At 70.5% G+C, this 25,832-nt stretch carries 24 protein-coding genes; 11 read left to right on the top strand and 13 right to left on the bottom strand.

Translation table 11 applies throughout. From position 1 onward, the window contains the following. The first annotated feature begins 35 nt into the window (after positions 1-35). Together AB0M47_RS06670 and AB0M47_RS06665 are read left to right on the top strand one after the other, a co-directional pair. Positions 36-2,048, top strand: coding sequence for a peptidase M6 (locus AB0M47_RS06670; protein WP_363409492.1), 2,013 nt, complete (start codon positions 36-38; stop codon positions 2,046-2,048). Positions 2,049-2,079: 31 nt separating this feature from the next. Beyond that, positions 2,080-3,375 (top strand): hypothetical protein, encoded by a 1,296-nt coding sequence (locus tag AB0M47_RS06665; RefSeq protein WP_363409489.1) that lies wholly within the window; start codon positions 2,080-2,082, stop codon positions 3,373-3,375. Positions 3,376-3,423: 48 nt separating this feature from the next. Here AB0M47_RS06665 and AB0M47_RS06660 read toward each other — a convergent pair whose 3' ends face one another. The 4 genes from AB0M47_RS06660 to AB0M47_RS06645 all read right to left on the bottom strand — a co-directional run bounded on the left by AB0M47_RS06660 (position 3,424) and on the right by AB0M47_RS06645 (position 6,716). Next, positions 3,424-4,836, bottom strand: coding sequence for a hypothetical protein (locus tag AB0M47_RS06660; protein WP_363409486.1), 1,413 nt, complete (start codon positions 4,834-4,836; stop codon positions 3,424-3,426). Between the two features lie 39 nt (positions 4,837-4,875). Continuing rightward, a complete protein-coding gene (locus AB0M47_RS06655; RefSeq protein ID WP_253762485.1) occupies positions 4,876-5,052 on the bottom strand; it encodes a hypothetical protein in 177 nt (58 codons plus the stop codon). A gap of 89 nt (positions 5,053-5,141) precedes the next feature. Next, a complete protein-coding gene (locus AB0M47_RS06650) occupies positions 5,142-6,242 on the bottom strand; it encodes a sulfite oxidase (RefSeq protein ID WP_363409482.1) in 1,101 nt (366 codons plus the stop codon). Positions 6,243-6,323: 81 nt separating this feature from the next. Continuing rightward, positions 6,324-6,716, bottom strand: coding sequence for a nuclear transport factor 2 family protein (locus AB0M47_RS06645; protein ID WP_363409479.1), 393 nt, complete (start codon positions 6,714-6,716; stop codon positions 6,324-6,326). An 89-nt stretch (positions 6,717-6,805) separates the two neighbouring features. Here AB0M47_RS06645 and AB0M47_RS06640 point away from each other — a divergent pair, with 89 nt between their 5' ends. The 4 genes from AB0M47_RS06640 to AB0M47_RS06625 all read left to right on the top strand — a co-directional run bounded on the left by AB0M47_RS06640 (position 6,806) and on the right by AB0M47_RS06625 (position 11,193). Then, the gene (locus AB0M47_RS06640) at positions 6,806-7,381 is read left to right on the top strand and encodes a helix-turn-helix domain-containing protein (RefSeq protein ID WP_363409476.1); all 576 of its coding nucleotides are present in this window, start codon (positions 6,806-6,808) and stop codon (positions 7,379-7,381) included. A 103-nt stretch (positions 7,382-7,484) separates the two neighbouring features. After that, entirely contained in the window at positions 7,485-9,983 is a 2,499-nt protein-coding gene (locus tag AB0M47_RS06635; RefSeq protein ID WP_363409714.1) for an ATP-dependent Clp protease ATP-binding subunit, read from the top strand. A 146-nt stretch (positions 9,984-10,129) separates the two neighbouring features. Then, positions 10,130-10,693 carry a TetR/AcrR family transcriptional regulator gene (locus AB0M47_RS06630; RefSeq protein WP_253762489.1) on the top strand — a complete coding sequence of 188 codons (564 nt, stop codon included), beginning with the start codon at positions 10,130-10,132 and terminating at the stop codon, positions 10,691-10,693. A 59-nt stretch (positions 10,694-10,752) separates the two neighbouring features. Then, positions 10,753-11,193 carry a protease inhibitor I42 family protein gene (locus AB0M47_RS06625; protein ID WP_363409473.1) on the top strand — a complete coding sequence of 147 codons (441 nt, stop codon included), beginning with the start codon at positions 10,753-10,755 and terminating at the stop codon, positions 11,191-11,193. Here the strand turns inward: AB0M47_RS06625 and AB0M47_RS06620 are convergent. From AB0M47_RS06620 to AB0M47_RS06610, 3 genes are read right to left on the bottom strand one after another with little or no spacing between them, the layout of a single operon-like run. Then, positions 11,165-11,560, bottom strand: a complete 396-nt coding sequence (locus AB0M47_RS06620) for a hypothetical protein (RefSeq protein ID WP_363409470.1) — start codon at positions 11,558-11,560, stop codon at positions 11,165-11,167. The two genes, AB0M47_RS06625 and AB0M47_RS06620, sit on opposite strands and share 29 nt — an antisense overlap. A 9-nt stretch (positions 11,561-11,569) precedes the next feature. Then, complete coding sequence (locus tag AB0M47_RS06615; protein ID WP_363409467.1) at positions 11,570-13,114, bottom strand: hypothetical protein; 1,545 nt, start codon at positions 13,112-13,114, stop codon at positions 11,570-11,572. A 5-nt stretch (positions 13,115-13,119) separates the two neighbouring features. Then, positions 13,120-13,416 (bottom strand): type VII secretion target, encoded by a 297-nt coding sequence (locus tag AB0M47_RS06610; protein ID WP_363409464.1) that lies wholly within the window; start codon positions 13,414-13,416, stop codon positions 13,120-13,122. Between the two features lie 113 nt (positions 13,417-13,529). Here AB0M47_RS06610 and AB0M47_RS06605 point away from each other — a divergent pair, with 113 nt between their 5' ends. Continuing rightward, complete coding sequence (locus tag AB0M47_RS06605; protein WP_363409461.1) at positions 13,530-15,194, top strand: alpha/beta-hydrolase family protein; 1,665 nt, start codon at positions 13,530-13,532, stop codon at positions 15,192-15,194. Between the two features lie 2 nt (positions 15,195-15,196). Here the strand turns inward: AB0M47_RS06605 and AB0M47_RS06600 are convergent, their stop codons facing one another. Continuing rightward, the gene (locus tag AB0M47_RS06600; protein ID WP_363409458.1) at positions 15,197-16,186 is read right to left on the bottom strand and encodes a hypothetical protein; all 990 of its coding nucleotides are present in this window, start codon (positions 16,184-16,186) and stop codon (positions 15,197-15,199) included. A gap of 77 nt (positions 16,187-16,263) precedes the next feature. Continuing rightward, positions 16,264-16,776, bottom strand: a complete 513-nt coding sequence (locus AB0M47_RS06595; RefSeq protein WP_363409455.1) for a hypothetical protein — start codon at positions 16,774-16,776, stop codon at positions 16,264-16,266. A gap of 17 nt (positions 16,777-16,793) precedes the next feature. Here AB0M47_RS06595 and AB0M47_RS06590 point away from each other — a divergent pair, with 17 nt between their 5' ends. Continuing rightward, entirely contained in the window at positions 16,794-17,303 is a 510-nt protein-coding gene (locus AB0M47_RS06590; RefSeq protein ID WP_363409452.1) for a pyridoxamine 5'-phosphate oxidase family protein, read from the top strand. A gap of 162 nt (positions 17,304-17,465) precedes the next feature. Here AB0M47_RS06590 and AB0M47_RS06585 read toward each other — a convergent pair whose 3' ends face one another. The 4 genes from AB0M47_RS06585 to sigK all read right to left on the bottom strand — a co-directional run bounded on the left by AB0M47_RS06585 (position 17,466) and on the right by sigK (position 21,340). Further along, complete coding sequence (locus AB0M47_RS06585) at positions 17,466-17,693, bottom strand: DUF6232 family protein (protein ID WP_253762498.1); 228 nt, start codon at positions 17,691-17,693, stop codon at positions 17,466-17,468. 206 nt (positions 17,694-17,899) lie between these two features. Beyond that, positions 17,900-19,939 (bottom strand): MFS transporter, encoded by a 2,040-nt coding sequence (locus AB0M47_RS06580; protein ID WP_363409449.1) that lies wholly within the window; start codon positions 19,937-19,939, stop codon positions 17,900-17,902. A 166-nt stretch (positions 19,940-20,105) separates the two neighbouring features. Then, positions 20,106-20,795, bottom strand: coding sequence for an anti-sigma factor (locus AB0M47_RS06575; RefSeq protein WP_363409446.1), 690 nt, complete (start codon positions 20,793-20,795; stop codon positions 20,106-20,108). Beyond that, positions 20,792-21,340, bottom strand: a complete 549-nt coding sequence (sigK, locus tag AB0M47_RS06570) for an ECF RNA polymerase sigma factor SigK (protein WP_275978388.1) — start codon at positions 21,338-21,340, stop codon at positions 20,792-20,794. The genes AB0M47_RS06575 and sigK overlap by 4 nt, the downstream gene beginning before the upstream one ends. Positions 21,341-21,504: 164 nt before the next feature. Here sigK and AB0M47_RS06565 point away from each other — a divergent pair, with 164 nt between their 5' ends. From AB0M47_RS06565 to AB0M47_RS06555, 3 genes are all read left to right on the top strand, one after another. Continuing rightward, on the top strand, positions 21,505-23,196 hold the full coding sequence (locus AB0M47_RS06565) for a DUF4331 domain-containing protein (RefSeq protein ID WP_363409443.1): 1,692 nt from the start codon (positions 21,505-21,507) through the stop codon (positions 23,194-23,196). A gap of 123 nt (positions 23,197-23,319) precedes the next feature. Further along, entirely contained in the window at positions 23,320-24,441 is a 1,122-nt protein-coding gene (locus tag AB0M47_RS06560; protein ID WP_363409440.1) for a tetratricopeptide repeat protein, read from the top strand. Further along, the gene (locus AB0M47_RS06555; RefSeq protein WP_363409437.1) at positions 24,438-25,793 is read left to right on the top strand and encodes a sulfite exporter TauE/SafE family protein; all 1,356 of its coding nucleotides are present in this window, start codon (positions 24,438-24,440) and stop codon (positions 25,791-25,793) included. Before AB0M47_RS06560 ends, AB0M47_RS06555 begins: the two co-directional genes overlap by 4 nt. Positions 25,794-25,832 lie beyond the last annotated feature (39 nt).

Genomic DNA, 25,832 nt, shown 5'->3' with positions numbered 1-25,832 from the left:
CTCCTACACGCTTTCTCCCTGTGTGAGGTGTTCCCGTGAGCGCATTCCGCGCGTCCTTCCGGCGGTCCACCCTGATCCTCGTCGCCGCCGTCCTCGCCACCGGTCTCGTGGCACCACCGGTGGGCTCGTCGGCCCAGTCCCTCGCGTCGATCGACGACCCGATCGACCCGCAGCGCTGGCAGGACCAGCAGGACATGACCTGGGCCGACTATCACGCCGTGCCCGGCGCGAACTGGGCCGATCCCGCCAAGACGCCCAGCCGGCGGCGGCTGCGCATCGCCCTCGTCGCCGTCGACTTCGCCGACCAGCCGTTCGTCATCACCCAGCCGTTGCACGGCGACCCGTTCGGCAATCCACAGATCAGCCCGGTCGCCCGACCGGACGTCGCCCGCTTCTACGCCGACTTCTGGGGCAAGCCCAGCACGCTCAATCACGGGCACACCGTCAACGAGTACTGGATGGAGCAGACCAACGGCCGCATCGGCGTGACCTTCACGCCGTTCGGGCCCTACCGGATGCCACGCAAACTGTTCGAGTACGGGCTGAACGACATCGGCGGCCAGCAGGCCAACTGCCCGGCCGGATACACCTGCGACGGCTCGCTCGAACCCGACGCCGACGCGCTCTGGCGGGCCGCGGCCGGCAGCACCATCGCCTCGCAGTTCGACCTGGTGCTGCGTGTGTACGCCGGATACGACGAGACCTCGGTGTGGCAGGATTTCGGCGAGATGATGTTCCAGACCCGAGACGACGTGCCCGACTCGTGGGGCCCGCCCGACCCGACTCTGCCCAACTGGGCCCCGACCCGCTACGTGCCGTGGACGTCGTGGAAGGCCGGGGCGATGCTCTGGGGCAGCTCCAGCATGCGCCAAGGCGAGAGCTCGGGGACGATCACGCACGAGATCGCGCACACCTTCGGGATCGCCGACAACAACAACAATCCCTACGTCACGCCGTACCACCGGGTGGGTTCCGGTCCGTGGGACGTGATGGATCGCGGTTCGTTCAACGGGCCGGGCGGTCCGCACATGCGCTGGGTCGTCCCAGCGACCATGGGCGCGGCGATGCCCGCCGGGCAGACGCTGCGGAGCAGGATGAAGCTGGGCTTCATCTCCGACGCCCAAGTCCTGCGCCTGTCCGCGAACGCGCTCGCCTCCACCGGAATGGTCGTGGCGACGATCAAGGCCCGCTCGGCGATCCCCGGCGCGAGCGACCTGCAGGGCTTGCGAGTCGAACTCAGCTCGGACCGTACGCCCGCGTGCAGCACCACCACCGATCCGCTCTGCGCGGGCACACCGGTCTACAACTTCTACTCGCTGGAGACCGTGCAGCGCATCGGAGCCGACTCCTTCACCCCCGACAACGGCGTACTGCTGGCCAAGAACAAGAACGCCGAGACGAGCACCTGCGGCTACCTCTGCTTCACCTGGGTGGTCGACGCCAACCCGCAGGACATCGCGAAGGTGGACTTCAACCGCCCGGACGGGACGCCGGTCATGCGGACCGTCGCCGACTATCGCCAGCTCAACGACGCGTTGTTCCACGCCGGTACGCGATCCGGCAGCCAGTACGAGTTCGTCGACACCGCCAACCGGCTGCACTTCTACATCATCGGCCGCACCGTCGACGCCACCGGCGTCCTCGCGTACCACGTGGCCGTGAAGTCCCTCGACGGCAGCGGCCCGCAGCCGCGCGGGGTCACGTTGGGCGCCGGGCAGGCGAACGGCCCCGCGACAGCCGGCGCGACCTGCACCTTCTCCCTGGCCAACACCGGAAGTCCGGCCGGCACCGGCGCCGGTCATCCCGAAGACGTCCGCGCCTGGCTCACCGCCGACGTCTTCCGGCTGTCGGCAACCGTCACCGGAGCCGGCTATCGGGTCGTCCTTCCCACCGCGCTGGCCAGCACCGGGTTCGGCACCTCGACGAGTGTGACCGTCAACGTCGGGGCGACCGCGGGCGCAGCCGCCACCGGCACGGTGACGCTGCGGGCCAGCTCCGAGAGCGATCCGTCCAAGGTGGCCACCGCGACCTGCGCAGTGACGCGCTAACCCCGGCTATCCCTCACCCGAAAGGTTCACCATGCCTGCACCCCTGCCCGGACGCGCCCTGACGCGGTCCACTGTCCTGCTGACGATGGTCGCCGCCCTGGCGATCCCGGCCCAGAACGCCACCGCCGCCCGTGTCGTCACCAGCGGAACCGTGCCGGGACTCACCGGAGCCGCCGCCGTCGCGGCCGCCGGTCCCGCCGCCGACCGCTTCCGTGAGATGCGCCTCTCCGGTACGCGACAAGCCGCCGCCCTCGCCCAGCTACACACCTCGTGGGGCGTCAACTTCCCCAATGGACAAAGCGCCGGGCTGCGCGCGACGCAGAGCGTGGTGACCGGCAGCGGCACCACCACCAGTGGCGGCGACTACGTCTACGCGCCTACCGCCATCCCGGCCGGTGGCGCCTGCATCGAGATGACCACGGCGTACACCCCGTCCGGGCCGAAGTTGTGGGCCTGGGACTGGTGCGGCGGCCGGGACACGGTCGGCAAACTCACCGCGATGGACAGCGCGTTCCTGGCGACCTACACCACCACGGTCAACGGGCGTCCGGCGTACCGGACGGACATCCACCAGACCTCCACGACCGCGAACACCTGGACGGCATACCTCTACAACTATCAGACCAACGTCTGGGACTCGTACTACACCAGCTCCGGCACCTACGACCTGCCCCAGTTCCCGTTCGGCTGGGACATGTTCGAGGTCTACACGTCGATCAACCCGGCGACCGGCGTCGGCTACTACTGCACCGGTCTGGCCGGCCGGGCCTTCGAGAGCAGCTCCATCCAGGTCCTCGTGAACGGCGTCTGGACCGCAGCCAACACCACCAACGCCCCGACCGACGGAGCGGTGCCGTCCGGCAGCGCCTTCGACTGCCCGGCGCTCACCTTCTCGGTCGTGCACGCCAACGACAACTGGCTGGACCAGATCGGCGCGCCGCCGTCGGGCAGCTCCGTCGAGGCCGAGGCGACCACCAACACATTCGGCGGGCAGGCCGCGACCCGCAGCTCCTCGGGCGCGTCCGGTGGGGCACTGGTCGGCTACGTAGGCAACGGCACCGCCAACTACCTCCAGTTCAACGGCATCACCGGCGGCACCGCAGGAGCGCACGCCGTACGCGTCTACTACGCCTCCGGCGCCAACCGGTCGATGACCGTCAGTGTCAACGGCGGTACGGCGGTCTCGGTCAGCACGCCCAGCACCGGCGGCTGGGACACGGTCGGCTCGGTCGTCGTGACACTGAACCTGGTCGCCGGGGCGAACACCATCCGTTTCGGCAACCCGTCGGGTTGGGCGCCTGACTTCGACCGGATCGTGATGAGCTGATTCGGCCGGAACTGCCCGGGTGGTGTCCGCGCGACGCCACCCGGGCAGTCAGTCGGCGGCCTTGCGGCGACGCCGGACCGGCAGGTGGTCGGCGAGCCGCTCGACTCCGGCGTACTCGCTGACGTCGACGACGCAGCCGTGCCGGGTGTTGCCCAGCAACAATTCGTCGCCTCGTTCGATGAGCATCGCGTCCGTCTGCGGGAACGAGTGCACCCGGCCGTCGGCCGCCACGTGGTGAAAGCCGTCGGGCGCGACGACGAGCCGGTCGTCGGCACCGCGCCAGCGCCGCCAGCGTGACGGCCGCAGCACGTCGCCGGACGGAACGACTTCGGACGTGGGGCAGCGCTGCTCGGTCAGGCCGTCGAGGTCGGCGGTCACCCCGGCGGGCACGACAACCGTCGTCGACCGCAGCCACGCCACGGCCGCCGTGGCCACCGCCGCCGGGGACAGCGAGGCGACCGCCCGGAGCTGATCGCTGGTCGGCTCGTCGGTGACGTCGAACAGGGTCGCCTTGGCCGCGCGCTCCAGATCGTCGTACCGCGCGCGGCCGTCCGCGATCGAGCGCAGATCGTCGGCGGTGAGATCGCCACGGGCCAACCGGCGCAGCTCCCGCCACAGCGTCGCGGCGGCGTACGCCGGATCGGCTTTGCGCCGCCCCTTGACCGCGTGCAGGCTCAGCCCGATCTCCACCCGGGACGCGTCCACGGGGGAGTACCAGCATGTCTGCCAGTAGTCCAAACCATGCGCCTGCAAGGCGGACGACACCCGGGCATCCAGAAGTGACACGACCGCCAGCGCTTCGGGACCCGGGGTCGCCGTCAGCGCCATGCCGGGCGCGACCGCCTGATCGGCGTACCAGCTGGGCGTGGTGACGACCGGGTGGACCGATGGCGCGGGCGAGGTCCGCGGGCCTCGGGGCAGGGGCAGCCGCAAGCCGTCCGGCGGCGGCCCGCTGAGCGCCAGGACCGCGTTGCCCGTGGTGAAGCCGCGCGCGGCATGCGCGCGGACCTCGCTCTCCGTGAATTGCTCGTACGCCACGGGCGCCCACCGGGCCAGGCCGAGTCCGGCCGGGCCGAGCCGATGCGCGAGCAGCGACCCCCACGGGTCGCGGGTGGCGTCGTCGATGTCGAGGTCGAGGAACCGGTCGCCGGGGTCGGCCGAGGCCGCGACGTCGTCGAGCGCGTCGAGCGGCAGATCGGCCAGCGTCTCGCAGACGGCCGTCAGCCGTTGCGCGACCGACTCGGGCGGCCCGGCGACCGCGAAATTACTGTCTATCGTGGACGCCATCGTGTCCATCGACACGCCGATCACGTCCGCGACGAGCAGCTGGACCAGGTGCGTCAGACCGATCCGGTCGACGTCCTCGTCCCGCAGCCCGCACCCGAAGGTCAAGGTCGCCGACAGCTGGCCGGGGGCCGGGTGCCAGACGACGGTGACCCCGTCTATCTCGTCCCGCTGCATGCGCAGAGAGTAGGCCGCCCGGTCAACTTCCGGGGACCCTCATCGAGAGTGGGACACCCACCGAGCCGGCGCGGTGACCGCGGTGACCATCGCGCGGAGCAGGAAGTCGATCCAGTCGAGGGTCGGCATGCTGAGCTGTTCGCCGTTGACGTGTCGCGCCGCTCGTGCCTGGCGATCGGCCCGGATGAACTCCGCGTAACTCGGTGTGCTCGCCATAGCGGCACCCCCTTATCCGGACGTAAACTCCGATATCGCAAGTATTACCCCGTGGGCGAGTTGTATGCGATGAACTTGCCGAAGACTTCTCAGTCTGTGCAGAGGACGTCGATCCGCTGGGCGGCGTTGTTGGCGAAGCCGCCCCGGCTCCAGACCTGATCGGCGGGCTGGGCCTCGCCGTCGGCCGTCACCGCGCGGGCGGTGAGCACGTGCGAGCCCGGTTCGGCCCGCCACTGCGCGGTGAACCGTCGCCAAGCCCACGGATGCTCGCCGGTCGGCTCGAGGTCGGCCTCGATCCAGCTGCCGCCGCCGTCGGCGGAGACCTCGACCCGGTCCACCGGAGCCCGGCCGGACCAGGCCCGCCCCTCCAGCGTCACCTGGCCCGGGCGGACGATCCGCGTACGCGTCATGAAGTCGGGGTGGCCGGGCGGGACGAGCAGCGCCCGCGGCGCGATCCGGGTCACCGGCTCGCCCGGATCGTCCGGCGACTGCCGCATCCGGTACGCCACGGTGTGCTGGAACCCGTCGAACTCCCGGTCGATCGCCTCGATCCCGACCAGCCACTTGACGTGCGCCATCCCGTACCAGCCCGGCACCACCAGCCGCAGCGGGAAGCCGTGCTGCGGCAGCAACGGCGCGCCGTTCATGGCGTACGCCAGCAGGACGTCGTCCCGGCGAGCCTCGGACAGCGGAAGCGCCCGCTGATAGTCCTGCTCGACACCGCGTTCGACGCCGTGATCGGCCCCGGTGAACACGACATCGACGGTCTCCGGGCGTACGCCCGCCGCGTCGAGCACGTCGCGCAGCCGGACCCCGGTCCATTCCGCGGTGCCGACCGCCTCGACCAGCCACGGCTGGCTGACCGGACGCGGCTCCAGCCGGGCGCGGCCGTTGCCGGCGCATTCCATGGTCACCCGCACGGTCCGGGCGGGCAGCGCCCGCAGGCCCGCGAGATCGAGATCGAGCGGAGCGTCCACGAGGCCGCCGACCCGCAGTCGCCAGGCGTCCGCGTCCATCATCGGAATGTCGTAGTGGACGAGCAGGTAATGCAGGCCCGGCGGGGTGATCTCCAAGCGCAGCGCCTCCAGCGGCAGGCCGTGGTTGCGGGCCGCCAGCGCGAGTTCCTCGGCGCTGATCGCCTCGCCGGGAGCGGCCACGCGGCCGGGCCGGCTGACCTCGTCGATCGTCATGTCGTCAGTGTCGTCCCCCGCGCACGTGCGGGGAAGCCGATCACCAGCCGATCACTGCCGGATCACCGGCCGCTCCGGGTCTCATCGGCCGAGCAGTACGCCGATCGCGCGATGATCGTGGTAGTCGTGGGTCTCGACGAGCTTGCCGTCGCGGCTGCGGAACAACTGGATGTTGTTGATCTCGTTGGTCTCGCCGGTCGCAGTGTTCGTCCCGTGATACCGGTACTCGACGATGATCGTCTCGGGGTCGGCCGTCTCGTGGATGACGGCGTCGCGTACCTCGAAGCGCAGCGGCGCCTTAGTCATCGAGGTCAGATGCTCGGCCAGGGCCGCCCGGCCGGTGATCCGGAACGGCGTCGGCGGGGCGAACTTCATCTCGATCACGCAGTCTTCGGCGTACAGGTCGGCCAGGTCGGCCCAGCGGTGCTCGTTGATGATCCGGACACGCTCGTCCCACAGGTCCTGGGGTGTCATCACGGTTTCCCTCCGTCGTACACTTTCGGAGTGATCACTCCGGTTAACCACTATACGGAGTCGCGACTCCGGTTGTCGAGGAGGTGGCCGTGACCGCAGGCACGACCCCGGGTACGCCGTTGCGTGCCGACGCGCGCCGCAATCGCGAACGGCTGCTCGTCGCGGCCGAGCAGGTCTTCGCCGAGCAGGGCGTGACCGCCTCGACCGAGGACGTCGCCCGCATGGCCGGAGTCGGCGTCGGCACCGTGTTCCGGCATTTCCCCACCAAGGAACAGCTGATCGAGGCGGTCTACCACGCTCGGCTCGCTCGGCTGGCCGAACTGGCTGATCGGCTCGCTGACAGCGCCGATCCGGGCGCCGCGTTCGCCGAGTTCTTCACGACCACTGTGGAGGGTGCGGCGACGAAGAACGCCTTGGTGGAGGCTCTTTCCCGGGCCGGCGTCGACACCGCGGCCCCGGAGGTCGGCGGCTGGGTCCGGCGGGCGCTGGGCGTACTGCTGGCGCGGGCGCAGCAGGCAGGCGCCATCCGGCCCGACGTCACCGTGCCCGACCTGCTCGGACTCCTCGTCGGGACGTCCCGTGCGGTCGAGCACCTCAGCGGCGACCCCGAGGCGCGCGTACGCGTCGTCGAAGTCGTGCTGGACGGCCTGCGCGTTCACCGGTAGCCATCCCAAACCGCAGACCTCGGCGTTTGAGGCCGGTACGGTGGGGTAGCCGACCCAGGTTGCCCGCTTCGTCTGGGGGGAGATCGCTGTGACCACCGGCAATTTGGGGCCGTCCGGCTCCGACCCGTTCGACGACTTCGTCAACCGCTTCTTCGGATCGACCCCGGCCGGCGGCCCACGCCGGATCGACCTCGGCCGCCTGATGAGCCAGGACGCGCGAGAACTGGTGGAGCAGGCCGCAACCAAGGCCGCCGACCTCGGCAGCGGCGACCTGGACACCGAGCACCTGCTCTGGGCCGTCACCCAGCGACCGCCGTTGCGCCGGCTGCTGACGGGCGCGGGAGCCGACCCGGACTCGATCGCCGAAGAGATCACCAGCAAGGGCAAGCGGGGCGAAGCCTCGCAGCAGATGCCCGCGCTGACTCCGGCCGCCAAACGCGTCCTGTTGCAGGCGCACCAGATCTCCCGGGCGGTAGGCGCGTCCTACCTCGGCCCGGAGCACATCCTGCTGGCCCTGACGTTCAACAAGGAGACCGAGGCCGGGCGCGTGCTCGCCGCCCGCGGCGTCACCGTCGAGAAGCTTCAGCAGGCGGCGGTCGAGCGGATGGCCGGCGGCCAGCAACAGCAGCAGACCAGCTCGGGCACCCCGACCCTCGACAAGTACGGCCGGGACCTGACCGCCGCCGCGCAGGCCGGCGAGCTCGACCCCGTCGTCGGGCGGGCCGGCGAGATCGAGCAGTGCGTGGAGATCCTGTCGCGGCGTACGAAGAACAACCCGGTGCTCATCGGTGAGGCCGGCGTGGGCAAGACCGCCATCGTGGAAGGCCTCGCGCAGCGGATCGCCGACGGAGACGTGCCCCGTACGCTGCGAGGCAAGCGCGCGGTCCAGCTCGATCTGACCGGTCTGGTGGCCGGTACGCGGTATCGCGGCGACTTCGAGGAACGTCTGAAGAACCTCATCGACGAGGTACGCGCGCACTCCGACGAGCTGATCGTGTTCATCGACGAGGTGCACACCGTCGTCGGCGCCGGCCAGGGCGAGGGCTCGGCTGACGCCGCGAACATGCTCAAACCGGCGCTGGCCCGGGGTGAGCTGCACGTGGTCGGCGCGACCACGCTCGACGAGTACCGCAAGTACATCGAGAAGGACCCCGCCCTGGAACGGCGATTCCAGCCGATCCTGGTGCCGGAGCCGACGGTGGAGGACACCATCGACATCCTGCGCGGGCTGCGGGACCGCTACGAGGCGCACCACGGCGTGCGGTTCACCGACGAGGCGCTGATCGCGGCGGCGGAGCTGTCGGATCGCTACCTCGCCGACCGGTTCCTGCCGGACAAGGCGATCGACCTCATCGACCAGGCGGGCGCACGCGTACAACTGCGCAGTCACGGCGGCACCGCCGACGTGCGGGACCTGGAGACGCGGCTGGAGCAGCTGGGCCGGGACAAGGACCAGGCGGTCGCGGGCGAGCAGTTCGAGCGGGCGAGCGAGCTGCGCGACGAGATCGCGACGATCCGCGAGGAGATAGCCCGCACGTCGACCGATCGCACCCAGGTCCCCGAGGTACGCCCGGAGGACATCGCCGAGATCGTCGCCCGGGCCACCGGCATCCCCGCCCAGCAGCTGACCGAGGAGGAGAAGCACCGGCTGTCACACCTGGAGGAGCGGCTGCACGAGCGGCTCGTCGGCCAGGACGAGGCGGTACGCGCGGTGGCGCAGGCGATCCGGCGCTCCCGGACCGGCCTGGGCGACCCGAACCGGCCGATCGGCAGCTTCCTGTTCCTCGGCCCGACCGGCGTCGGCAAGACCGAGCTGGCCCGGGCGTTGGCCGAGGCGATGTTCGGCAGCCAGGACCGGATGATCCGGCTCGACATGAGCGAATACCAGGAGCGGCACACCGTCAGCCGGCTCGTCGGAGCGCCGCCCGGATACGTCGGCTACGACGAAGCCGGGCAGCTCACCGAGGCGGTACGGCGGCGACCGTACTCCGTGGTGCTGCTGGACGAGATCGAGAAGGCCCACCCGGACGTGTTCAACCTGCTGCTGCAGGTGCTCGACGACGGGCGGCTGACCGACTCGCAGGGGCGGACGGTCAGCTTCAAGAACACCGTGCTCATCATGACCAGCAACCTGGGCTCGGAGTTCATCACCGCCGAAGGCCCCGGGCTCGGCTTCTCCGCCGACGGCGAGGCCGCTCAGCGGGGCGAGGACCGCATCCGCGATCAGGTCATGCGGCGGCTGCGCGACCAGCTCCGGCCGGAATTCCTGAATCGGATCGACGAGATCGTCATCTTCCACCGGCTGGACGAGGCGCAGCTCGAACGGATCACCGACCTCATGCTGGACCAGACCCGGCGCAAGATGCGCGCCCAGGACGTCACCGTCGAATTCACCCAGAGCGCGATCAAGTGGCTGGTCGAGCACGGCTTCGAGCCGGCGTACGGGGCGCGGCCGATGCGGCGCACGATCCAGCGCGAGGTCGACAACCGGCTGTCGGAGATGCTGCTCGACGGGCGGGTCGGCCCCGGATCCCGGGTGATCGTCGACGCTCGCGACGGCGACCTTTCGATCGAATCGCCTTCCGTGCCCGCGCACGCCTGACGCGGCTAATGAGCGGCGGATCAGGGTTCCGTGTCGAATCTTGGCTCAAGATTCGACCGGGAACCCTGATCCAGTGCCATTGGTGAGGCGGGCATACCGACCGGTCGGAATTGACACCGTGCCTCGGCCTGCGCTCTGATGTGCGCATGGTCCGCGAACGCATTCTCGCCTGCGCGGTGGAGCTGTTCGCGGCGAACGGGTACGACGCCACCTCGGTCCAGCAGGTGGTGGCGCGGGCCGGGGTGACCAAGGGCGCGCTCTACCACTACTTCGGTGCCAAGGAAGACCTGCTCTTCGAGATCTACCATTCGCTGCTCGCCGATCAGCTGGCCCGGCTGGACGCGATCGTCGCCCGCAAGGCCGACCCGGCCACGACCCTCCGGGAGATCATCCGGTCGCTGGCCGAGACCACGTCGGAGAACTCGCGCGCGGTGGCGGTCTTCTCCCGGGAGGCGTCCCGGCTCGACGAGGAACGCTGGCAGACGTTGCGCGCGGAGTGGCGGCGCTACCAGGACACCGTGCGCGGAATCATCCGGGACGCGCAGGAGTCCGGTGTCTTCGCGGCGTACGCGTCGCCGGAGGTGATCTCCTGGGCGATCTTCGGGGTGAACACCTCGATGCCCACCTGGTTCCGCCCGGACGGCCCGAAGAAGGCCGTCGAGATCGCCGACGAACTGGCCGACTTCGTGCTCGCCGGGCTGCGGCCGTAGCGATCCGGGCCGTTCTTCGACGGGAAACGCCGGATGCCGGGGCAAGATATAGTGCGCCGATGCGACGCTGGCTCATCTGGTCCCTCGTGGCTGTGGTCGTGGTTGTGGCCGCCGGGATCGGCGGCGTCGCCGTCTATCGCACGGTGACCTACGGCGACCGCTACGACGCCGAGCACTCCGCCGTGACCGTCTCCGACGGATCGGTCTTCACCCTCGTCGTCCGCGACCGTGGCGCGTCGGTGGGCGACTACTGGACCGCCACCGTCGCCGACCCGGCGATCGCCGAACAGGTCGGCTCGGAACTGGTCGCCGACAGCCTGTCCGATCGCGTCTTCGGCGCCGCGCCGGGCGGTGGGGCCGGCGAGCGGCTGATCACCTTCAAGGCGACGGCGGCCGGCACCACGACGATCACGCTGAGCAACTGCTTCCAGGGCTGCGACAACGACCGGCGGAAGGCCGCGTCGTCGGCGGTCAGCTGGTCTGTGACCGTCGAGCGCTGAGCACCACCGCGACCGCGTCGAGCCAGCGCGCCATCGCGTCGCCGCCCTCGAACCCGTCGGCCCAGCGGACCTCGGCCGCCGCCGTCAGCCACGACGTGATCAGCTCGGCCTGCTCCGGCTCCGGCAGCGGCTCGGCCAGCGTGAGCGCGTACGCGATGCCGCCGCGCCGGACGATCTCGGCCAGGTAGGTGATCGACCGGGGCAGGACGCCCAGCCGGTCGGCGGCCAGCGCCGCCGCGATCGCGCCCTCGGCGTACAACTTGGGATCCCGCGGCAGGCCGGAGCGCAGCAGCGCGGGCACGTCGAGGCCGAGCAGTTCGGCGTCGGTGTTGGTCTCGTGGCTGCGGGTGTGGTGGCTGGGCTGCATCGCTCGTCCTTACTTCGGCAGCCGGATGGTGGCCGGCGTCGTGGGGACGCCCTTCTGCACGGCGTTCATGTGCCCGTTGATGAAGTCGTCCTCGTTGACCCAGACGGTGTAGCCCCACGGGTTGTAGATCTGGACCATGTCGCCGTCGTGGCCCACGATCAGCATCTCATGGCCGCCGCTGCTGTCGCGGGACGCGAACGGAACCGGAATGCCCTGGTCGACGGCCTGCTCGGCCTTGCTCAGCGCGGCTCGCCGGTCGTCGGCGCTGTCGAGGTCCTGGTTGTCGTACTGGACGCCGGTGTGCGAGGCGACGTTCTGGTTGGCGATCGACTCCGACTGGCCGGAGTTCATCCCGTCCGACCCGAGCAGCGGCAGCTTCTGCGCCCAGTTCCGGCCGTCGTCGTAGACGCGCTGTTGCTCGTCGCGCAGCCGCTGGGCGAACGCGTCCGGATTGTCGTACGCCGGGTCGCCGGGATGCCCGCCGGTGGTCAGCTGCAGCGCGTACAGCGGGTCGACCTGTGTGCGGGCCATGACGTTCGAGGAGGCCACGCAGGTCGGGTGCTGGCCCTGCGTCCACTCCTTGCCCATCGTCTTGGTGTCGCTGTGCTGGCCCCGGGTGTCGTTCGACGAGTCGCTGACGTCGAGCGGCGCCAGGTGCTCGTGCAGCCACTTCGGATCGTCGCCGTGCGCGTGGATGAGCTTGTCGAACTCGGCGACCTTGTCCATCGGATAGCCCGCGGCCATCGCCTTGAGGATGTACGCCTGCTCGTCGGACGACTTGGCCCCGGCGAGCATCGCGTCGAGCCGCTTGCGGTCCTCCGGGGACAGCTTGTCGATCGCCTGCCGGGCACGGTCGGCCATGAGCGGCGTCAGGATCAGCTCGTCGGCGTCGCCGCAGCCGCCCGCGTCCGCGATCGTCAGCTCGCTGATCGGATCGAGGCTGGAGCCCGACAGGTGCGACAGGCGGGCTGCCCCGGCGAGGTCGCGCAGCAGCTTCGCAGCTCGTTCGGCGGCGTCGCGCGCCTGGTCGGCGCCCTTGCTCCGGTCGTCGACGCCGGCGATCGCCTCATGGTGGGCGGCGGTCACGGCGTCGCCGTCGTAGCTGAGCCAGCCGGTGTGACCGCGCAGCTTGTCCCGGGCGCTCTCCAGCGGGCCGACGCCGTGCTCGTCGGACTTCTGGGCCTCGCCCAGGCTCTGCGCGTGCTCCGCGAACACGCCCCTGGCCTCGTAGAACGCGTCGCAGACCCGGTCCAGCTCGCGTTCGAGCGCCTGCAGGGCGCAGTCGGCGGCCACATGGGCCTCGCCGCTCCACGCCGCCGGCAGCGTCGACTTGCGCAGCTTCTGGACGACGGCGAGCGCCTTGTCGACGTCGATGGTGGCAGTGCGTACGGCGTCCGCCGTGGACGAGATCGTGCTCGGCTGCCCAGGCGGCGCGGCGACGCCCAGCGCGTCCCTGACCGCGTCCTCCAGGTCGTCGGCGCCCCAGAAGCCGTAACTGGAGTGGATGTCCTTCTTGAGACCGGCGAGCTTGGCCGCCGTCTCCCGCTCGGCCATGGCGGTCACCGGAGATTGTGGACGCGGTTGGCGGCGGTTCCGTCGGCGGCGTCGTACCCGTCGGCGGCCCGTTCCAGTGAGCCGGCCAGCTGCTCGACCGCGTCGACGACGGCCTTCAGCTCGGCTCGCCAGGCGCTCAGGAACTGTTGCGCGGCCGGGGCCGCGGTCGGCCCGAACTCGGCCTCGCTCGCGTCGTCCCGGATCTTCTCCTTGGCCGCCTTCAGACCTGGTCCCACTTCATCGCGGAGTTCCTTGGCCGCGGCCCGCAGCTGATCGCCTCGCGCGATCACGGTCGGAGTCACGCGCGACAAGATACCGCACTAGACCGGTTTGAGTCACGACCGGAAACGTGAGTTGCAGTGATGGCGGCCACTTTGTCCGGTAGAGCCGCTCTAGACCACTTAGCATGATCAGGATGAGCGGTGATCAACGGACGCCTTCGCGGCCCCGGCTGATCCGGCGGACGCTGGGCTTGACCGGCACCGCGCTGGCCGTGCTCTTCGCCTGCCTGGCTCTGACTCCCTCACTCTTGCCCCGCCCATGGCCGTTGCAGGGGGTGGCCTGCGGCTTGACGGCGGCCACCGGGTACGCCCTCGGCGCCACCCTGGGCGCGGTCGTCCGCGTGTTCTGGCAGCGGCCACCGCCGGTCCCGGCCCGGATCGCCTGGCGCGTACTGGCCGTCGTCGGCCCCGCCTCGCTGGCCGTCTTCCTCTGGCTGGGCGCCCGCTGGCAGCAGACCCTGCGGCAGCGGCTCGACATGGACCCCGTCGGCGTCCACCATGTCCTCGGCACCGTCGTCGTCGGGCTGGCGACGTTCGGCGTGCTGCTGCTGCTGGCGCGCGTGCTGCGGCTGTTCACCCGGTTCCTCACCCAACTGCTCGGCCGCTGGATCCCCCGGCCCATCGCCGTCACGGCGGGCTGCCTCGTCGTCGCGTACGCCTCGGTCGGGATCGTGCAGAACTTCCTGGTCGACGGCACGTTCAACGTCATCAGCCAGGCGGCCTCGCTGACCAACGGGGAGACCGCGCCCGGCGTCAACCGTCCGCTGTCCGGCCTGCGATCGGGCGGGACCAACTCGTTCGTCGCCTGGGACGCGCTGGGCAAACAGGGCCGGTCGTTCATCGGCAACGCGCCGACCCGGCAGGAGATCACGGCGTTCACCGGCGCGCCCGCCGTCGACCCGATTCGGGTCTACGTGGGACTGGACTCGGCCGAGACCGCGCACGAGCGGGCACAGCTCGCGCTGCGCGAACTCGACCGGACCAAGGCGTTCACCCGGGCCGTGCTCGGCGTGGTCATCGCGACCGGCACCGGCTGGGTCGACGAGAACGTCACGGACGCGCTGGAGTACATGCACGGCGGGAACACCGCGCTCGTCTCGATGCAGTACTCCTACCTGCCCAGCTGGCTCTCGTTCGTGGTCGACCAGGAGAAGGTCCAGCAGACCACCCGGGAACTCGTCACGGCGGTCCACGACCGCTGGGCGGCGATGCCCGAACAGACCCGGCCCAAGCTCGTCGTCTTCGGTGAGAGCCTCGGCGCGTACGGGATCGAGTCGGCGTACGGGAGCCTCGACGCGCTGGCCGCCGGGACCGACGGCGCGCTGCTGGTCGGGCCGCCGTTCGCCAATCCGATCTGGGGCAACCTCGTCCGCCACCGCGACCCAGGTACGCCCGTCTGGGATCCCGTCTACCGCGACGGCTCCGTCGTGCGGTTCGCCGACGAGGCCGAGGAGCTGCGTACGCCGATCGCCCCGGTCGGCCCGAAGGTCGTCTACCTGCAGAACTCCTCGGACCCCGTCGTCTGGTTCAGCCCGGAGCTGCTCATCCGGCCACCGGCCTGGCTGAAGGGACCCCGAGGGCCGGACGTGCCGGAACGGATGCGGTGGTACCCCGGGATCACGTTCTGGCAGACCCTGCTGGACTTGGCCTTCGCCAACGAGGTGCCACCCGGCCACGGGCACCTCTACGGCTCCGGGGTGGTCGACGGCTGGGCGGCGCTGGTGCCGCCGACCGGCTGGACGACCGAAGACACCGCCCGCCTGCGTACGCTGCTCGACGCGATCGTCCGGCCCGAATGACGCTAGGCCCGGACGAGCACCACCTCGTACTGGGTGGCGGTCGGCGGGATCCCGGTGTCGAACTTGGCGTTCACCGCGGCCAACGTGTCGCCGAACAGGGCGGCGGTGGTCGGAACCTCGAAGAGCGGGCTGGTGATGACCTTCTCCAGGGTGCCCGACGAGAAGCCGGCGTTGAGCGTGAACCGGCTGATCTGGTTGGAGGTGTTCTGCACTGCCCACAGGCGGTGACCGCGCAGCACGATGCCGTCGACGTTCGGCACGCTGACGCCGGCGATGAGCGCGCTGGCACCGGTCTTCGGGTCGACGGTGTAGAGCGCGGCGTTCGCGGTGTGCGCCACGATCAGGGTCTTGCCGTTCGGCGTCGCGGCGATCCCGTTGAGGTTGAAGTCGCCGGTCAGGGCGGCCGCCGGGCCGGTGACCGTCAGGGTCGTGAACGGACCCGGGTGGCCGGACGCGTCGACCGGCACGAAGTAGAGCTTGGGCTGGACCGAGTCGGTGAACCACGCGCCGCCCGGTACCAGGGTGACGTCGTTGACGACTGATCCGTTCGCCGGGCCGAACGTGTAGTCGGCGACGGTGGCCCGGGTCCGGATGTCGTAGACGTAGGCGTGCCCGGTAAACCCGCCCGCCACGAACAGCAGCTTGTGCGGGAGGTCGGCCTTCATGCCCAGCGCCATCCGGCCGGTCGGCGCGTCGATGAACAGCTCCGCGGTCTTGCGCCGCACGTCCCCGCGATAGATGTCCCCCGCGAACAGGTCTCCGGCGTAGAAGGTGTTCCCCGCGCCGCGGGCGATGCCCTCGGCCGAGGTGGCTCCGGGCAGGACGATGGCCGAGTCCTGCTTCGGCTTCGCCGAGGTGGCCGCGGGCAGGACGACGGCCGATTTCTTCGTCGGCTTCGCCGGGTGGGCGCCGGCGGACGTGGCCGGCCAGCCGGTGCTCAGGCAGAGCAGGGCGAGCGTCAGGCCGGCGATCCGGCGTACGGAACGATTCATGATGAAAACCCCGTTTCGGATAGTTCTTCCGTTCACTAACGGGACGGGGTCGGCGACGGTGCCGCCAGGTCACGCCATCAGGAGAATCGTTCGACAGTGACCGGGATCAGCCCGAAGCGGCGGGCGGTCGCCCGAATTTCCGGCAGCAGATCGGCGGCGCGGTCCGGGAAAGCCGTCAGATCGACCGCCCAGGCGACTCCCGGGCCGACGTCGCGCAGCCGCCACTCGGCCCCGGTACGCCGAGCCACTCCGGCGACGTTCGGCTCCTCCGACGGCGTCATCTCCCACGCCAGAATAAGATCATCCACAGTAGACAAGCGACCGGCGAAAAGGGTGCGGTACAAAGGTTCGGCATCCGTCAGCACGAGCGGTGCATACGGCAGCGGATGCCGATCCGGCAACTGCGCCGGCAGTACGCCGAACGCGGCCGACGCCTCCACCCGCGAGATCGAGCGGACCAGCGCGGGCTCCCGGCGGATCCGCAGCGCGGCCTCGGCGGACGTGCAGTCGATCGCGATCGCGGTGTGGTCGTCGGCGAGGACGAACTCCTCGACGTGCAGCTCGGCTCCGTTGATCAGGTAGTAGTCCACCTCGCTATCCTCCCCGCATGACGCGCTCCTGGCTGACCGGTCCCACGCCCACCCGCAAGCTTCCCCGCGATCGGCTCGAGGAGCGCATCCTCAACCTGCTCGGCTCGCAGAACATGTGCGTGCTGGCGACGACCGGCGCAGACGGACCGCTGGCGACACCGGTTCGGTTCTACGCCCACGAGTTCGCGGTCATGTTCACCGCCTCTCCCAAATCGCCCAAGATGCGGAATCTGGCCGCTGACCCGCGCGTGTCCGTCGGCGTGTTCGCGCCGCTCGTCGGGCTGGCCAGCAGTCGTGGCGCGCAGCTGTTCGGCTCGGCTCGCGTACTGGAACCGGGCGACCCGGACCGGGATCGGTACTGGCCGTCGTTCCGCTGGGAGAACGAGCACGCCGAGCGCGGCCGGTCGCTGGCCGAACCCCCGGCCGACCCGCTGGTGGTCGTGGAGCCGGAGCGGATCGTCTACACCGAACACTGGCTGCGCCGCGACGGGTACGCCCCGCGCCAGTTCTGGCGTCGCAATGCCTGAACTCCGCGGAGTCGATCAGGGCCTACGGAATCGATCAGTGCGCTGTGGACGCGCACGCCGGTCGATCGCGACCGGATAGTTCATGATCGCGCGGAGAGTGCGGGCCCGGCGCGCAAGAAGGTGCGGGCCCGGCCAGGTGGCCAGGCCCGCACACGGGGGACGTCAGACGCGGTCGCTGTTCTCCAGCGCCCGGATCAGGGCTCGCTTGATCTGCCCGAACAGTCGCTGATCCGTGGTCCGGAACAGGCTGATCAACTGTCCGTAGTAGACGGCCCGCAGTTCGTAGACCGGGCCGCGCCGCCCGTGGATCTCGACGAAGACGTCGCGCAACTGGTTGATCGAGAAGGCCTTCACGGCGGTCTCGCGTACCAGGAAGACCTCATCGCTCACGTGTACCGAGGGGCCTCGATAGAAGGTCCGCATTCTCCCTCCCGACTGGACAATCCGAAGGGGAGTGGCGATGATGATCGCTTATTGGATGGGTCCTCCCCCTTGCATCGAGTGTGCTGTTGTTACTCGGCAGTCGGAAGACGCGGCGGCATAACTTGGCAAAGTTTGCCACCCGTGTGACCGGCGCGAATGCGGCTTTCCGCAGGTCAGGAGCGTCCAGCGAGGGCCAGCTCGTCGTGCTGGTCGCTGGTGACCAGCTCCCGCGCCGCCAACCGGAGTGCGGTTCGGAACTCCTCGTCGGTCATCTCACTGCCCACAGTGGTGACACCGACCTCGCGTTGCAGCCAGGCCGCCCACGCCTCGGCGAGCCGGTCGAACTCGGCCCGCCCGGCCGGGGTCAGCGTCAGGTCGTCGCCGTCGATCGTGACGAATCCGGCGTCCGCGCAGTCGCGTACGCTCGGCTCCAGGATCGCGTCGGGCAGGTCGTGGCTGCGGGCGATGGCCGAGACTTGGGCGCCGCCGCGATGCTGGTCGAACAGTGCCACGTGCGCCACGCACCACGCCTGCGCGGTGTCGAGCCGACCACCGGAGGCGGCCACGATCCCGGGCGCGGCGGCCGGTCCCTTGGCCAGCCAGATTCGGGAGATCGCCTTCTCCAGGATCGGCACCCGGTCCGAGCTGCGCGGTGTCGCGAAGCCCTCGTCGAGGTCGCCGGCGGCCGCCCGGGCGGTGTCGCGCAGCGGGACCTCCTTGAGCAGCAGCGCGATGAGGACCGCCAGGACCGCGACCGGCACCGCCCAGCGGAACACGGTCTGCAGCGAGGACGCGTACGCGTCGACGACGGTCGACTTGAACGGTTCGGGCAGCGCGTGCACACCCTCCGGGGTGGACAGCAGCTGTGGATTCACCCCTGCGGGCAGCTGGGCCGACGCCGCGGACACCCGGTCCGACAGGGCGTTGCTGTAGATCGTGCCGAAGACGGCGACGCCGAAACAGCTGCCCAGCGTACGCAGGAAGCTCACCCCGGAGGTGGCCACTCCGAGGTCGGCGTAGGGGACGGCGCTCTGCACGACGATCGTCAGCACCTGCATGCTCAGGCCGATGCCGAGGCCCAGGATGAACAGGAACAGCGACACGGTGATGATCGACGACGAGGCGCTCATCGTCGAGAGCAGGAACAGCCCGGCGGCGGTGACCGCGTTGCCCAGGATCGGGAACAGCTTGTACCGCCCGGTCCGCCCGACGATGGTGCCGGACGTGATCGAGGTGATGAACAACCCGATCACCATGGGGATCATGCGCAGCCCGGACTCGGTCGCCGAGACGCCCTGGACGAACTGCATGAAGGTCGGCAGGTAGGTGAGCGCACCGAACATCGCGAAGCCGACCAGGAAGCTGAGCGCCCCGCAGACGGTGAAGACGGGGTTGGCGAACAGCCGCAGCGGCAGCATCGGCTCCCGCGCTCGGCGTTCGACCAGGACGAACAGCGCGAAGCCGACGACCGCGCCGATGCCCAGTCCGATGATGACCGGCGAGTTCCAGTCGTATTCGACGCCGCCCCAGCTGGTCAGCAGGATCGCGGCGCTGGACGCGGCGGCGATGACCGCGATGCCGAGGTAGTCGATGATCGGCCGGGCCCCCCGGGCGACCGCGGGCATCGTCGTGAACGACACGATCATGACCAGGATGCCGAGCGGCACGTTGACGTAGAACGCCCACCGCCAGGTCAGGTGATCGGTGAACAGCCCGCCGAGCAGCGGGCCGAAGACCGAGGACAGCCCGAAGACCGCGCCCATCGCGCCCTGATACTTGCCGCGTTGCCGCAGCGGGATGTAGTCCGCGATCAGGGCCATCGCGGTGACCATCAGGCCGCCCGCGCCGACGCCCTGCACGCCCCGCCACACGATCAGCCAGATCATCGAGTTGGCGAGCCCGCAGAACGCCGAGGCCACCACGAAGATCACCACGCTGACCTGGAAGATCAGCCGCCGCCCGAACAGGTCGCCCAGCTTGCCGGCGATCGCGGTCGCGATCGTCTCCGCCAGCATGTACGCGGTGACCACCCAGGACAGGTGGGTGGCGCCGCCGAGATCGCCGACGATGGTGGGCAGCGCCGTGCTCACGATCGTCTGATCGAGCGCGGCGAGCAGCATCCCGAGCGCGATCGTCGCGAAGATCGCGTTTCGCCGTCGGGAGGTCAGCGCCGGAGCGCCGACCGCGCCGGCCTCGGCCGTGGCAGCGGTCATGCTCCGATCATGGCGGTTTGATGCCCCCGTTGTACGCAGATTGTCCGAATAGGTCCGCTCGGGGCGAGGGCAGCGGATCAGGGATCTGAGTCGAATCTTGGCCCAAGATTCGACCCGGAACCCTGATCCAGCGCTAAACGGGGAGCGGGGGCGCGCAGCCGAAGCGCTAGTCGAGGGGGACGCCGGCGAGCATCGGCAGCGTCGGGACGGCCGAACCGCCCGGCGGCTCCCGGGTCACGCCGTAGCCGATCGCGTCGCCGATCCCGTCGAGGAGGCGTACGTCGTCGCCGTCGCCCGGTTCGAGCACGTCCACCGACTCGGGCTGGCCGTTGACCCGGATGATCCACAGCTGGTACGCGTGCGAGGTGTCGCTCGTGGGCAGACCACGAACGGTGACGACGGCTTGCGCCCGCTCGTCGGAGATCACGGCCGTGATCTCACCGCCCCCGGCCACGGTCGTGTGCTGTTCCCGCGCGTCGGGTGCGGCCAGGACGGCGGCGATCGCATCCGACGGCCGGGCTCCGCTGGGCCAGAGCTGCTGCACGGCCAGTACGCCGAAGGCGACAGCGGCGGCGACTCCGGCGACCAGCGCGACGAGGCGTACGCGGCGACGCAGGGGAGTCCGGATGACCCCGGCCGTCTGCGGCGTCGACCCGATCGCGGTGAGCACGGCCGAGCGGAGCGAGGCGGGCGGCTCCACCGGTTCGGCGCCTTGGGCGTACTCGCCGAGCGTGCGATGGAAGGAAGCCAGCTCCCGAGCGCATTCGGCGCAGCCGCCGAGGTGCCGTTCGACGTCGCCGCGTTCGGCCGCGTCGACCGCGTCCAGGGCGTACGCCGCGAGCAGGTCATGACTCACAACGCCACCTCCAGACAGTCTCTGAGCCGGATGAGCCCGTCACGCATCCGCGTCTTGATCGTCGGCAGCGCCACCCCGAGCAGCTCGGCGACTTCCCGATAGGTCCGCCCACCCCAGTACGCCAGCGTGATGGCCTCCCGCTGGGCGGCGGTCAGCGCGTCGAGGCAGACCCGGACCTGGGTGCGTTCGAAGGCGGCCTCCGCCGTCTCGGCCACCACGTCGTACTCCCGGGTCGCCGCGGTCGCCGCCACCTTCCGCTCCCGGTCTGCGCCGGCTTGCGCTGCGCGTACCCGATCAACTGAACGGCGATGGGTGATCGCGAGCAGGTAGCTGAGCGCGGAGCCCTTGGCGGGGTCGAACCGCGCGGCCGTGCGCCAGACCTCGAGGAGCGCCTCCTGCGCGACCTCCTCGGCCTGGGCCGGGTCGCGGACGATGCGGGTCGCGAGCCCGAGGACGCGCCCGGCGACCTGGTCGTAGAGGTCGGCGAACGCGGCCTGGTCACCTTCGGCGGCGCGGGTGAGCAGGACATCGAGCGACGCGGTCATGCGAACCGCCTTCATGAGGGGGTGTGTCCTTTCGCGAAGAGGATACGGAAGTTCGGAGCCGAGGGGGCGCCGGATGGCGCGGGATCGGGAAAAGGACAACGCCCATCCGCGGGGGGTGACGGCGGCGAATGCCCGGTGTCCATCAAACCGTTTGGGAGGAACCGATGCTCAGCCTCCGCCGTCGGCGCATCTTCGCGATCGCCGCCACCGCGCTGGTGCTGGCCGGCGCGGCCTACGGCCTCGGACCGGGGGGCGCTACGGCGTCCAGCCACCGCGAGGCCTCACTCATCGCCGGCGACCCGGCCGTCGACAACACCGACCTGTACGCCTTCCGCAGCCCGGACCGCGACGGCTACGTGACGTTCGTGATGAACTTCGCGCCGTTCTCGGAACCGGCCGGCGGCCCGAACTACTTCCCGTTCGCGACCGACGCGGCCTACCTGCTGCACATCGACAATGACGGGGACGCCAAGGAGGACGCCGTCTTCCGCTGGAAGTTCAACACCGACGACCGCCGGGGAAACAACACGTTCCTCTACAACAACGGTCCGGTGACCACACTGGACGACGAGAACCTGCTGTTCCGGCAGTCCTACACGCTGGAGTCGTCGTTCAACGGCGCGCCGTTCCGGACGCGCTCGACCAACACCCCGGTGGCGCCGTCCCGGGTCGGTCAGGCGTCCATGCCGGACTACCAGAAGCTGCGCGACCAGGCCACCGTCCAGCTGCAGGGCGGCTGGCGGGTGTTCGCCGGCCAGGCCGACGACCCGTTCTTCCTGGATCTGCGGGTGTTCGACCTGCTGTACGGCGGCGACCTGTCCGAGGTGGGCCAGGACACGCTGGCCGGATACAACGTGAACAGCATCGTCCTGGAGGTCCCGTTCAAGGACGTGACCCTCAAGGGCGACGTGAATCGCAACCCGGTCATCGGCGCCTGGACCACCACCGAGCGCAACCGCGTACGCATCAGCGGCAGCAAGCCGATGCTGTCCAACGACCGCGTGCAGGTCTCCCGCCTGGGCAACCCGCTGGTCAACGAGGTCGTCGTGCCGTCCGGGCTGAAGGACGCCTTCAACTCGATCCCGCCGTCGCGGGACGCGAGCATCCAGCAGGTCGTCAACCGGGTGACCGATCCGGAACTGGCCCGGCTGCTCCAGGCGATCTATCAGGTCCCCGCACCCCCCACACCGCGTAACGACCTGGTGGAGATCTATCTGACGGGCATCACGACCAAGGCGAACGGGCCGATCAAGGCCGATCTGAACTCGCAGCTGAACAACGCCGACGTCTCGCCGAACCGGTTCCGGCCGTCGGAGATGCTGCGGCTGAACCTGTCGACCCAGATCAGCCAGACGCCCAACCGGCTGGGGGTGCTCGGCGGCGACCTGCAGGGCTTCCCGAACGGCCGGCGGCTCACCGACGACGTCGTGGACATCAGCGTCCAGGCCGTCGCCGGGGCGGCGCAGAGCGGCAAGCTCGTGGACGCGCTGGCGGCGGGCGACGCCGTCGACGTCAACGACAACGACTTCTCTGGCCAGTTCCCGTACCTGGCCCTGCCGAACACCGGCCGGGGCGCGGGAACCATCACTCCTGGTGGAACCACGGACCCGTCGAGCGCGGCCTCCCCGATGCCGACCGACGACCACGGCGACCCCCTGTCGCCGTCCCCCTCGGTGTCGCAGAACGCGCTCGAGGGCGTCGGCGACGTCATGACCTCGCCCACCGCGTGGGCCTGGATGGGCGGCGGACTCGGAATGGGCGCACTCGGCTTCGGGATGTGGTGGTGGATGAAGCGCCGCCGCACCACCGGCACCCCGTCCGACCCGGACAACCCGTTCGTCCCGCCGGCCTCGTGACCCGCGCTCATCTGCGGAACTAGTTGATCTAGGCGAGAAACGGTCGCCCTGGCAGCCGTTTCTCGCCTAGATCAACAGGCCCGATCAACAAGCCCGTTCGCAGCATTCGGCAAGGAGTTGACCATGAAGGCGTTCCTCGCGGTGATCGGGGTGGCCGCGGCCCTCACCCTCGGCGCCGCCCTGCTCGTACCGACCCACACCACCCCCCGGCCGGCATCGGCACAGCCGGCGAAAGCGCAGAAGAACGATCAGATCGCCCAGTTGCAGCAGCGGCTCGGCGAGGTGCCGGGGGACTGGCCCGGCTGGGCGGCGCTCGGCGTGGCCTATGTGGAGAAGGCCCGGACGACGGCCGATCCGGCGTACTACCCGAAGGCAGACGGAGCGCTCGCGGAGTCGGTGCGCCTGCGGCCCGGCAACGCCGACGGACTGGCCGGTCAGGCCGCGCTCGCCAACGCCCGGCACGACTTCACCGCCGCCCGGGACCGGGCCCGACAGGCCCTCACAGCGGACCCGTATCACTCGATCGCACTCGCCGCTCTGGCGGACGCGTACACCCAGCTCGGAGAGCCGGACAAGGCCACGGACGCGGTGCAGCGGCTGCTCGACATCAAGCCCAGCCTGCCCGCGTACGCCCGCGGCGCGTACGACCTGGAGCAGCACGGCCGGACCGCCGACGCCGTCCGGTTGTGGCAGCTCGCCCTGGAGTCCGTGACCGCGGCGGAGGACAAGGCCTACATCGAGGCCAATCTGGGCGACCTGACCAAGGACGCCGCGCATTACCGCGCCGCGCTCGCGGCGCAGCCGGGCAACCCACAGGCGACCGCCGGGCTGGCACGGCTGGAGAACCGCCTCGACCTGTGGGCGCAGGTGACCGCCCGGACCCCGGCCCCGACCCTGCTCATCGAGTACGCCGACGCACTCGCGAAGGCCGGTCGCGCGGACGAGGCGCAGACGCAATTGGCGCTGGCCGAGGCGGGACTGCGCCTGTTCGCCGAAGCCGGCGGACGGGACGACCTCGGCGAGGCCGAACTGGCCATCGCCAAGGGCGACTACGAAAAGGCCATCGCGGCCGCCCGACGGGAATGGCAGCGCCGCAAGTTCGCCGACGTCGCCGACGTCCTGGCCTGGGCGCTGCACCTGGCCGGACGGCACGCCGAGGCGCTCGACTGGATCCACACCGCGACCAAGCTCGGCAACCCCAAGTACGCCGCCCACCGCAGCGCGATCGAAGGAGCGAAACGATGAGACGCCTCGTGGTCCTCGCACTGGCGGCCGTCGCCGGCCTTCTGCTGGTGCCGGCGCGCGCCGAGGCGCACCCGCTCGGGAAGTTCTCGGTGAACCAGTCCCTTCAGGTCACCGTCCGGGCCGACGCCGTCACCATGCTCGCGGTGATCGACCTGGCCGAGCTGCCGACCCTCGCCGACAAACCGACCGCCTCGGCTGCGCGTACGTGTGCTGAGGTGGCGGCGAACGTGACGGTGAAGCTCGACGGCCTCCCCGCCGCGTGGCGCACCGACGGCATGACGCTCGCCTACGCCTCGGGCGCTGCCGGGCTGGAGACCAGCCGCTACGAATGCCGCCTCACCGCGTCCGCCGCGAAATCGACGGTGGACATCAGCAACGGCTACCTGACCGATCGGGTCGGCTGGCGCGAGATCGTCGTGGCCGGTGAGGGGATCGCGGTCGACGCCGGCGGACTGCCCGCGACCTCGCCGACCAACGGCCTGCGCGATTACCCGCAGGATCTGCTGTCCTCGCCGCTGGACGCGCGTACCGCCGCCATCCAGATCGGACGGTCCGGCTCGGCCGCCGTGTTCGCGGCGCTGCCCAGCGGGTCGAGCTGGACCATCCGCGCCGAGCAGACGCTCGAAGGCATCGTCGGCGACGGCAACCTCGGACTCACGGGTGTGCTGCTCGCCTTCGTCCTGGCCACGCTACTCGGGGCCGCGCACGCAGCCCTGCCCGGCCACGGCAAGACCGTCATGGCCGCGTACCTCGCCGGGCGGTCCGGCCGCCCGCGTGACGCGCTCCTCGTCGGCGCGACTGTCACCTTCACCCACACCGTCGGCGTACTGGTGCTGGGGCTGCTCATCACCGTGGTCGCCGGCATCGCCGGGGAACACGTGCTGCGGTGGCTCGGCATCGCCAGCGGGGTGGTCGTGCTCGCCGTCGGGGCCGGGCTGCTGGCCCGGTCACGCCACGCGCACCACCATCATCACGCCCATGAGCACGAACACCACCACCATTTGGGTACGCACAACGACCGTCCCCGCAGCCGCCTGAGCCTGGCCGGGCTGGGCGTCGCGGGTGGTCTCGTGCCGAGCCCGACCGCCCTGGTGGTGCTCCTCGCGGCGATCGGTCTCGGCCGCGGCGTCCTCGGCGTGACCCTGGTCCTGGCGTACGGCGCGGGAATGGCGGCCACCCTCACGGCGGCCGGGCTGCTCGTGCTGGAGATCCGCCGCCGCGGCCTCAAACGCTGGCCGCGACCCGGCCGCTGGGCGCACCGCCTGCAGCACGCCCTGCCCCCGGTGACCGCCGCCGTCATCCTCCTAGCCGGCGCCACCCTCATCCTCCGCGCCGCCACCTCCCTCACCTAACCGCCCCACCCCCCACCCCCCACCCCCCACTCCCGCGCC

Origin of the sequence: Hamadaea sp. NPDC051192 (assembly GCF_040682475.1) — a bacterium.
Taxonomy (GTDB): Bacteria; Actinomycetota; Actinomycetes; order Mycobacteriales; family Micromonosporaceae; genus Hamadaea; species Hamadaea flava.
This window is presented reverse-complemented; position numbering and strand designations above follow the sequence as displayed.

What these genes read in the sequence shown, in the direction of transcription:
- AB0M47_RS06665 (WP_363409489.1), top strand. Translation starts at nt 2,080, where the DNA reads ATGCCTGCACCCCTGCCCGGACGCGCCCTGACGCGGTCCACTGTCCTG.
- AB0M47_RS06660 (WP_363409486.1), bottom strand. Translation starts at nt 4,836, where the DNA reads ATGCAGCGGGACGAGATAGACGGGGTCACCGTCGTCTGGCACCCGGCC.
- AB0M47_RS06655 (WP_253762485.1), bottom strand. Translation starts at nt 5,052, where the DNA reads ATGGCGAGCACACCGAGTTACGCGGAGTTCATCCGGGCCGATCGCCAG.
- AB0M47_RS06650 (WP_363409482.1), bottom strand. Translation starts at nt 6,242, where the DNA reads ATGACGATCGACGAGGTCAGCCGGCCCGGCCGCGTGGCCGCTCCCGGC.
- AB0M47_RS06645 (WP_363409479.1), bottom strand. Translation starts at nt 6,716, where the DNA reads ATGACACCCCAGGACCTGTGGGACGAGCGTGTCCGGATCATCAACGAG.
- AB0M47_RS06630 (WP_253762489.1), top strand. Translation starts at nt 10,130, where the DNA reads ATGGTCCGCGAACGCATTCTCGCCTGCGCGGTGGAGCTGTTCGCGGCG.
- AB0M47_RS06625 (WP_363409473.1), top strand. Translation starts at nt 10,753, where the DNA reads ATGCGACGCTGGCTCATCTGGTCCCTCGTGGCTGTGGTCGTGGTTGTG.
- AB0M47_RS06620 (WP_363409470.1), bottom strand. Translation starts at nt 11,560, where the DNA reads ATGCAGCCCAGCCACCACACCCGCAGCCACGAGACCAACACCGACGCC.
- AB0M47_RS06615 (WP_363409467.1), bottom strand. Translation starts at nt 13,114, where the DNA reads ATGGCCGAGCGGGAGACGGCGGCCAAGCTCGCCGGTCTCAAGAAGGAC.
- AB0M47_RS06605 (WP_363409461.1), top strand. Translation starts at nt 13,530, where the DNA reads ATGAGCGGTGATCAACGGACGCCTTCGCGGCCCCGGCTGATCCGGCGG.
- AB0M47_RS06600 (WP_363409458.1), bottom strand. Translation starts at nt 16,186, where the DNA reads ATGAATCGTTCCGTACGCCGGATCGCCGGCCTGACGCTCGCCCTGCTC.
- AB0M47_RS06590 (WP_363409452.1), top strand. Translation starts at nt 16,794, where the DNA reads ATGACGCGCTCCTGGCTGACCGGTCCCACGCCCACCCGCAAGCTTCCC.
- AB0M47_RS06580 (WP_363409449.1), bottom strand. Translation starts at nt 19,939, where the DNA reads ATGACCGCTGCCACGGCCGAGGCCGGCGCGGTCGGCGCTCCGGCGCTG.
- sigK (WP_275978388.1), bottom strand. Translation starts at nt 21,340, where the DNA reads ATGACCGCGTCGCTCGATGTCCTGCTCACCCGCGCCGCCGAAGGTGAC.
- AB0M47_RS06565 (WP_363409443.1), top strand. Translation starts at nt 21,505, where the DNA reads ATGCTCAGCCTCCGCCGTCGGCGCATCTTCGCGATCGCCGCCACCGCG.
- AB0M47_RS06560 (WP_363409440.1), top strand. Translation starts at nt 23,320, where the DNA reads ATGAAGGCGTTCCTCGCGGTGATCGGGGTGGCCGCGGCCCTCACCCTC.
- AB0M47_RS06555 (WP_363409437.1), top strand. Translation starts at nt 24,438, where the DNA reads ATGAGACGCCTCGTGGTCCTCGCACTGGCGGCCGTCGCCGGCCTTCTG.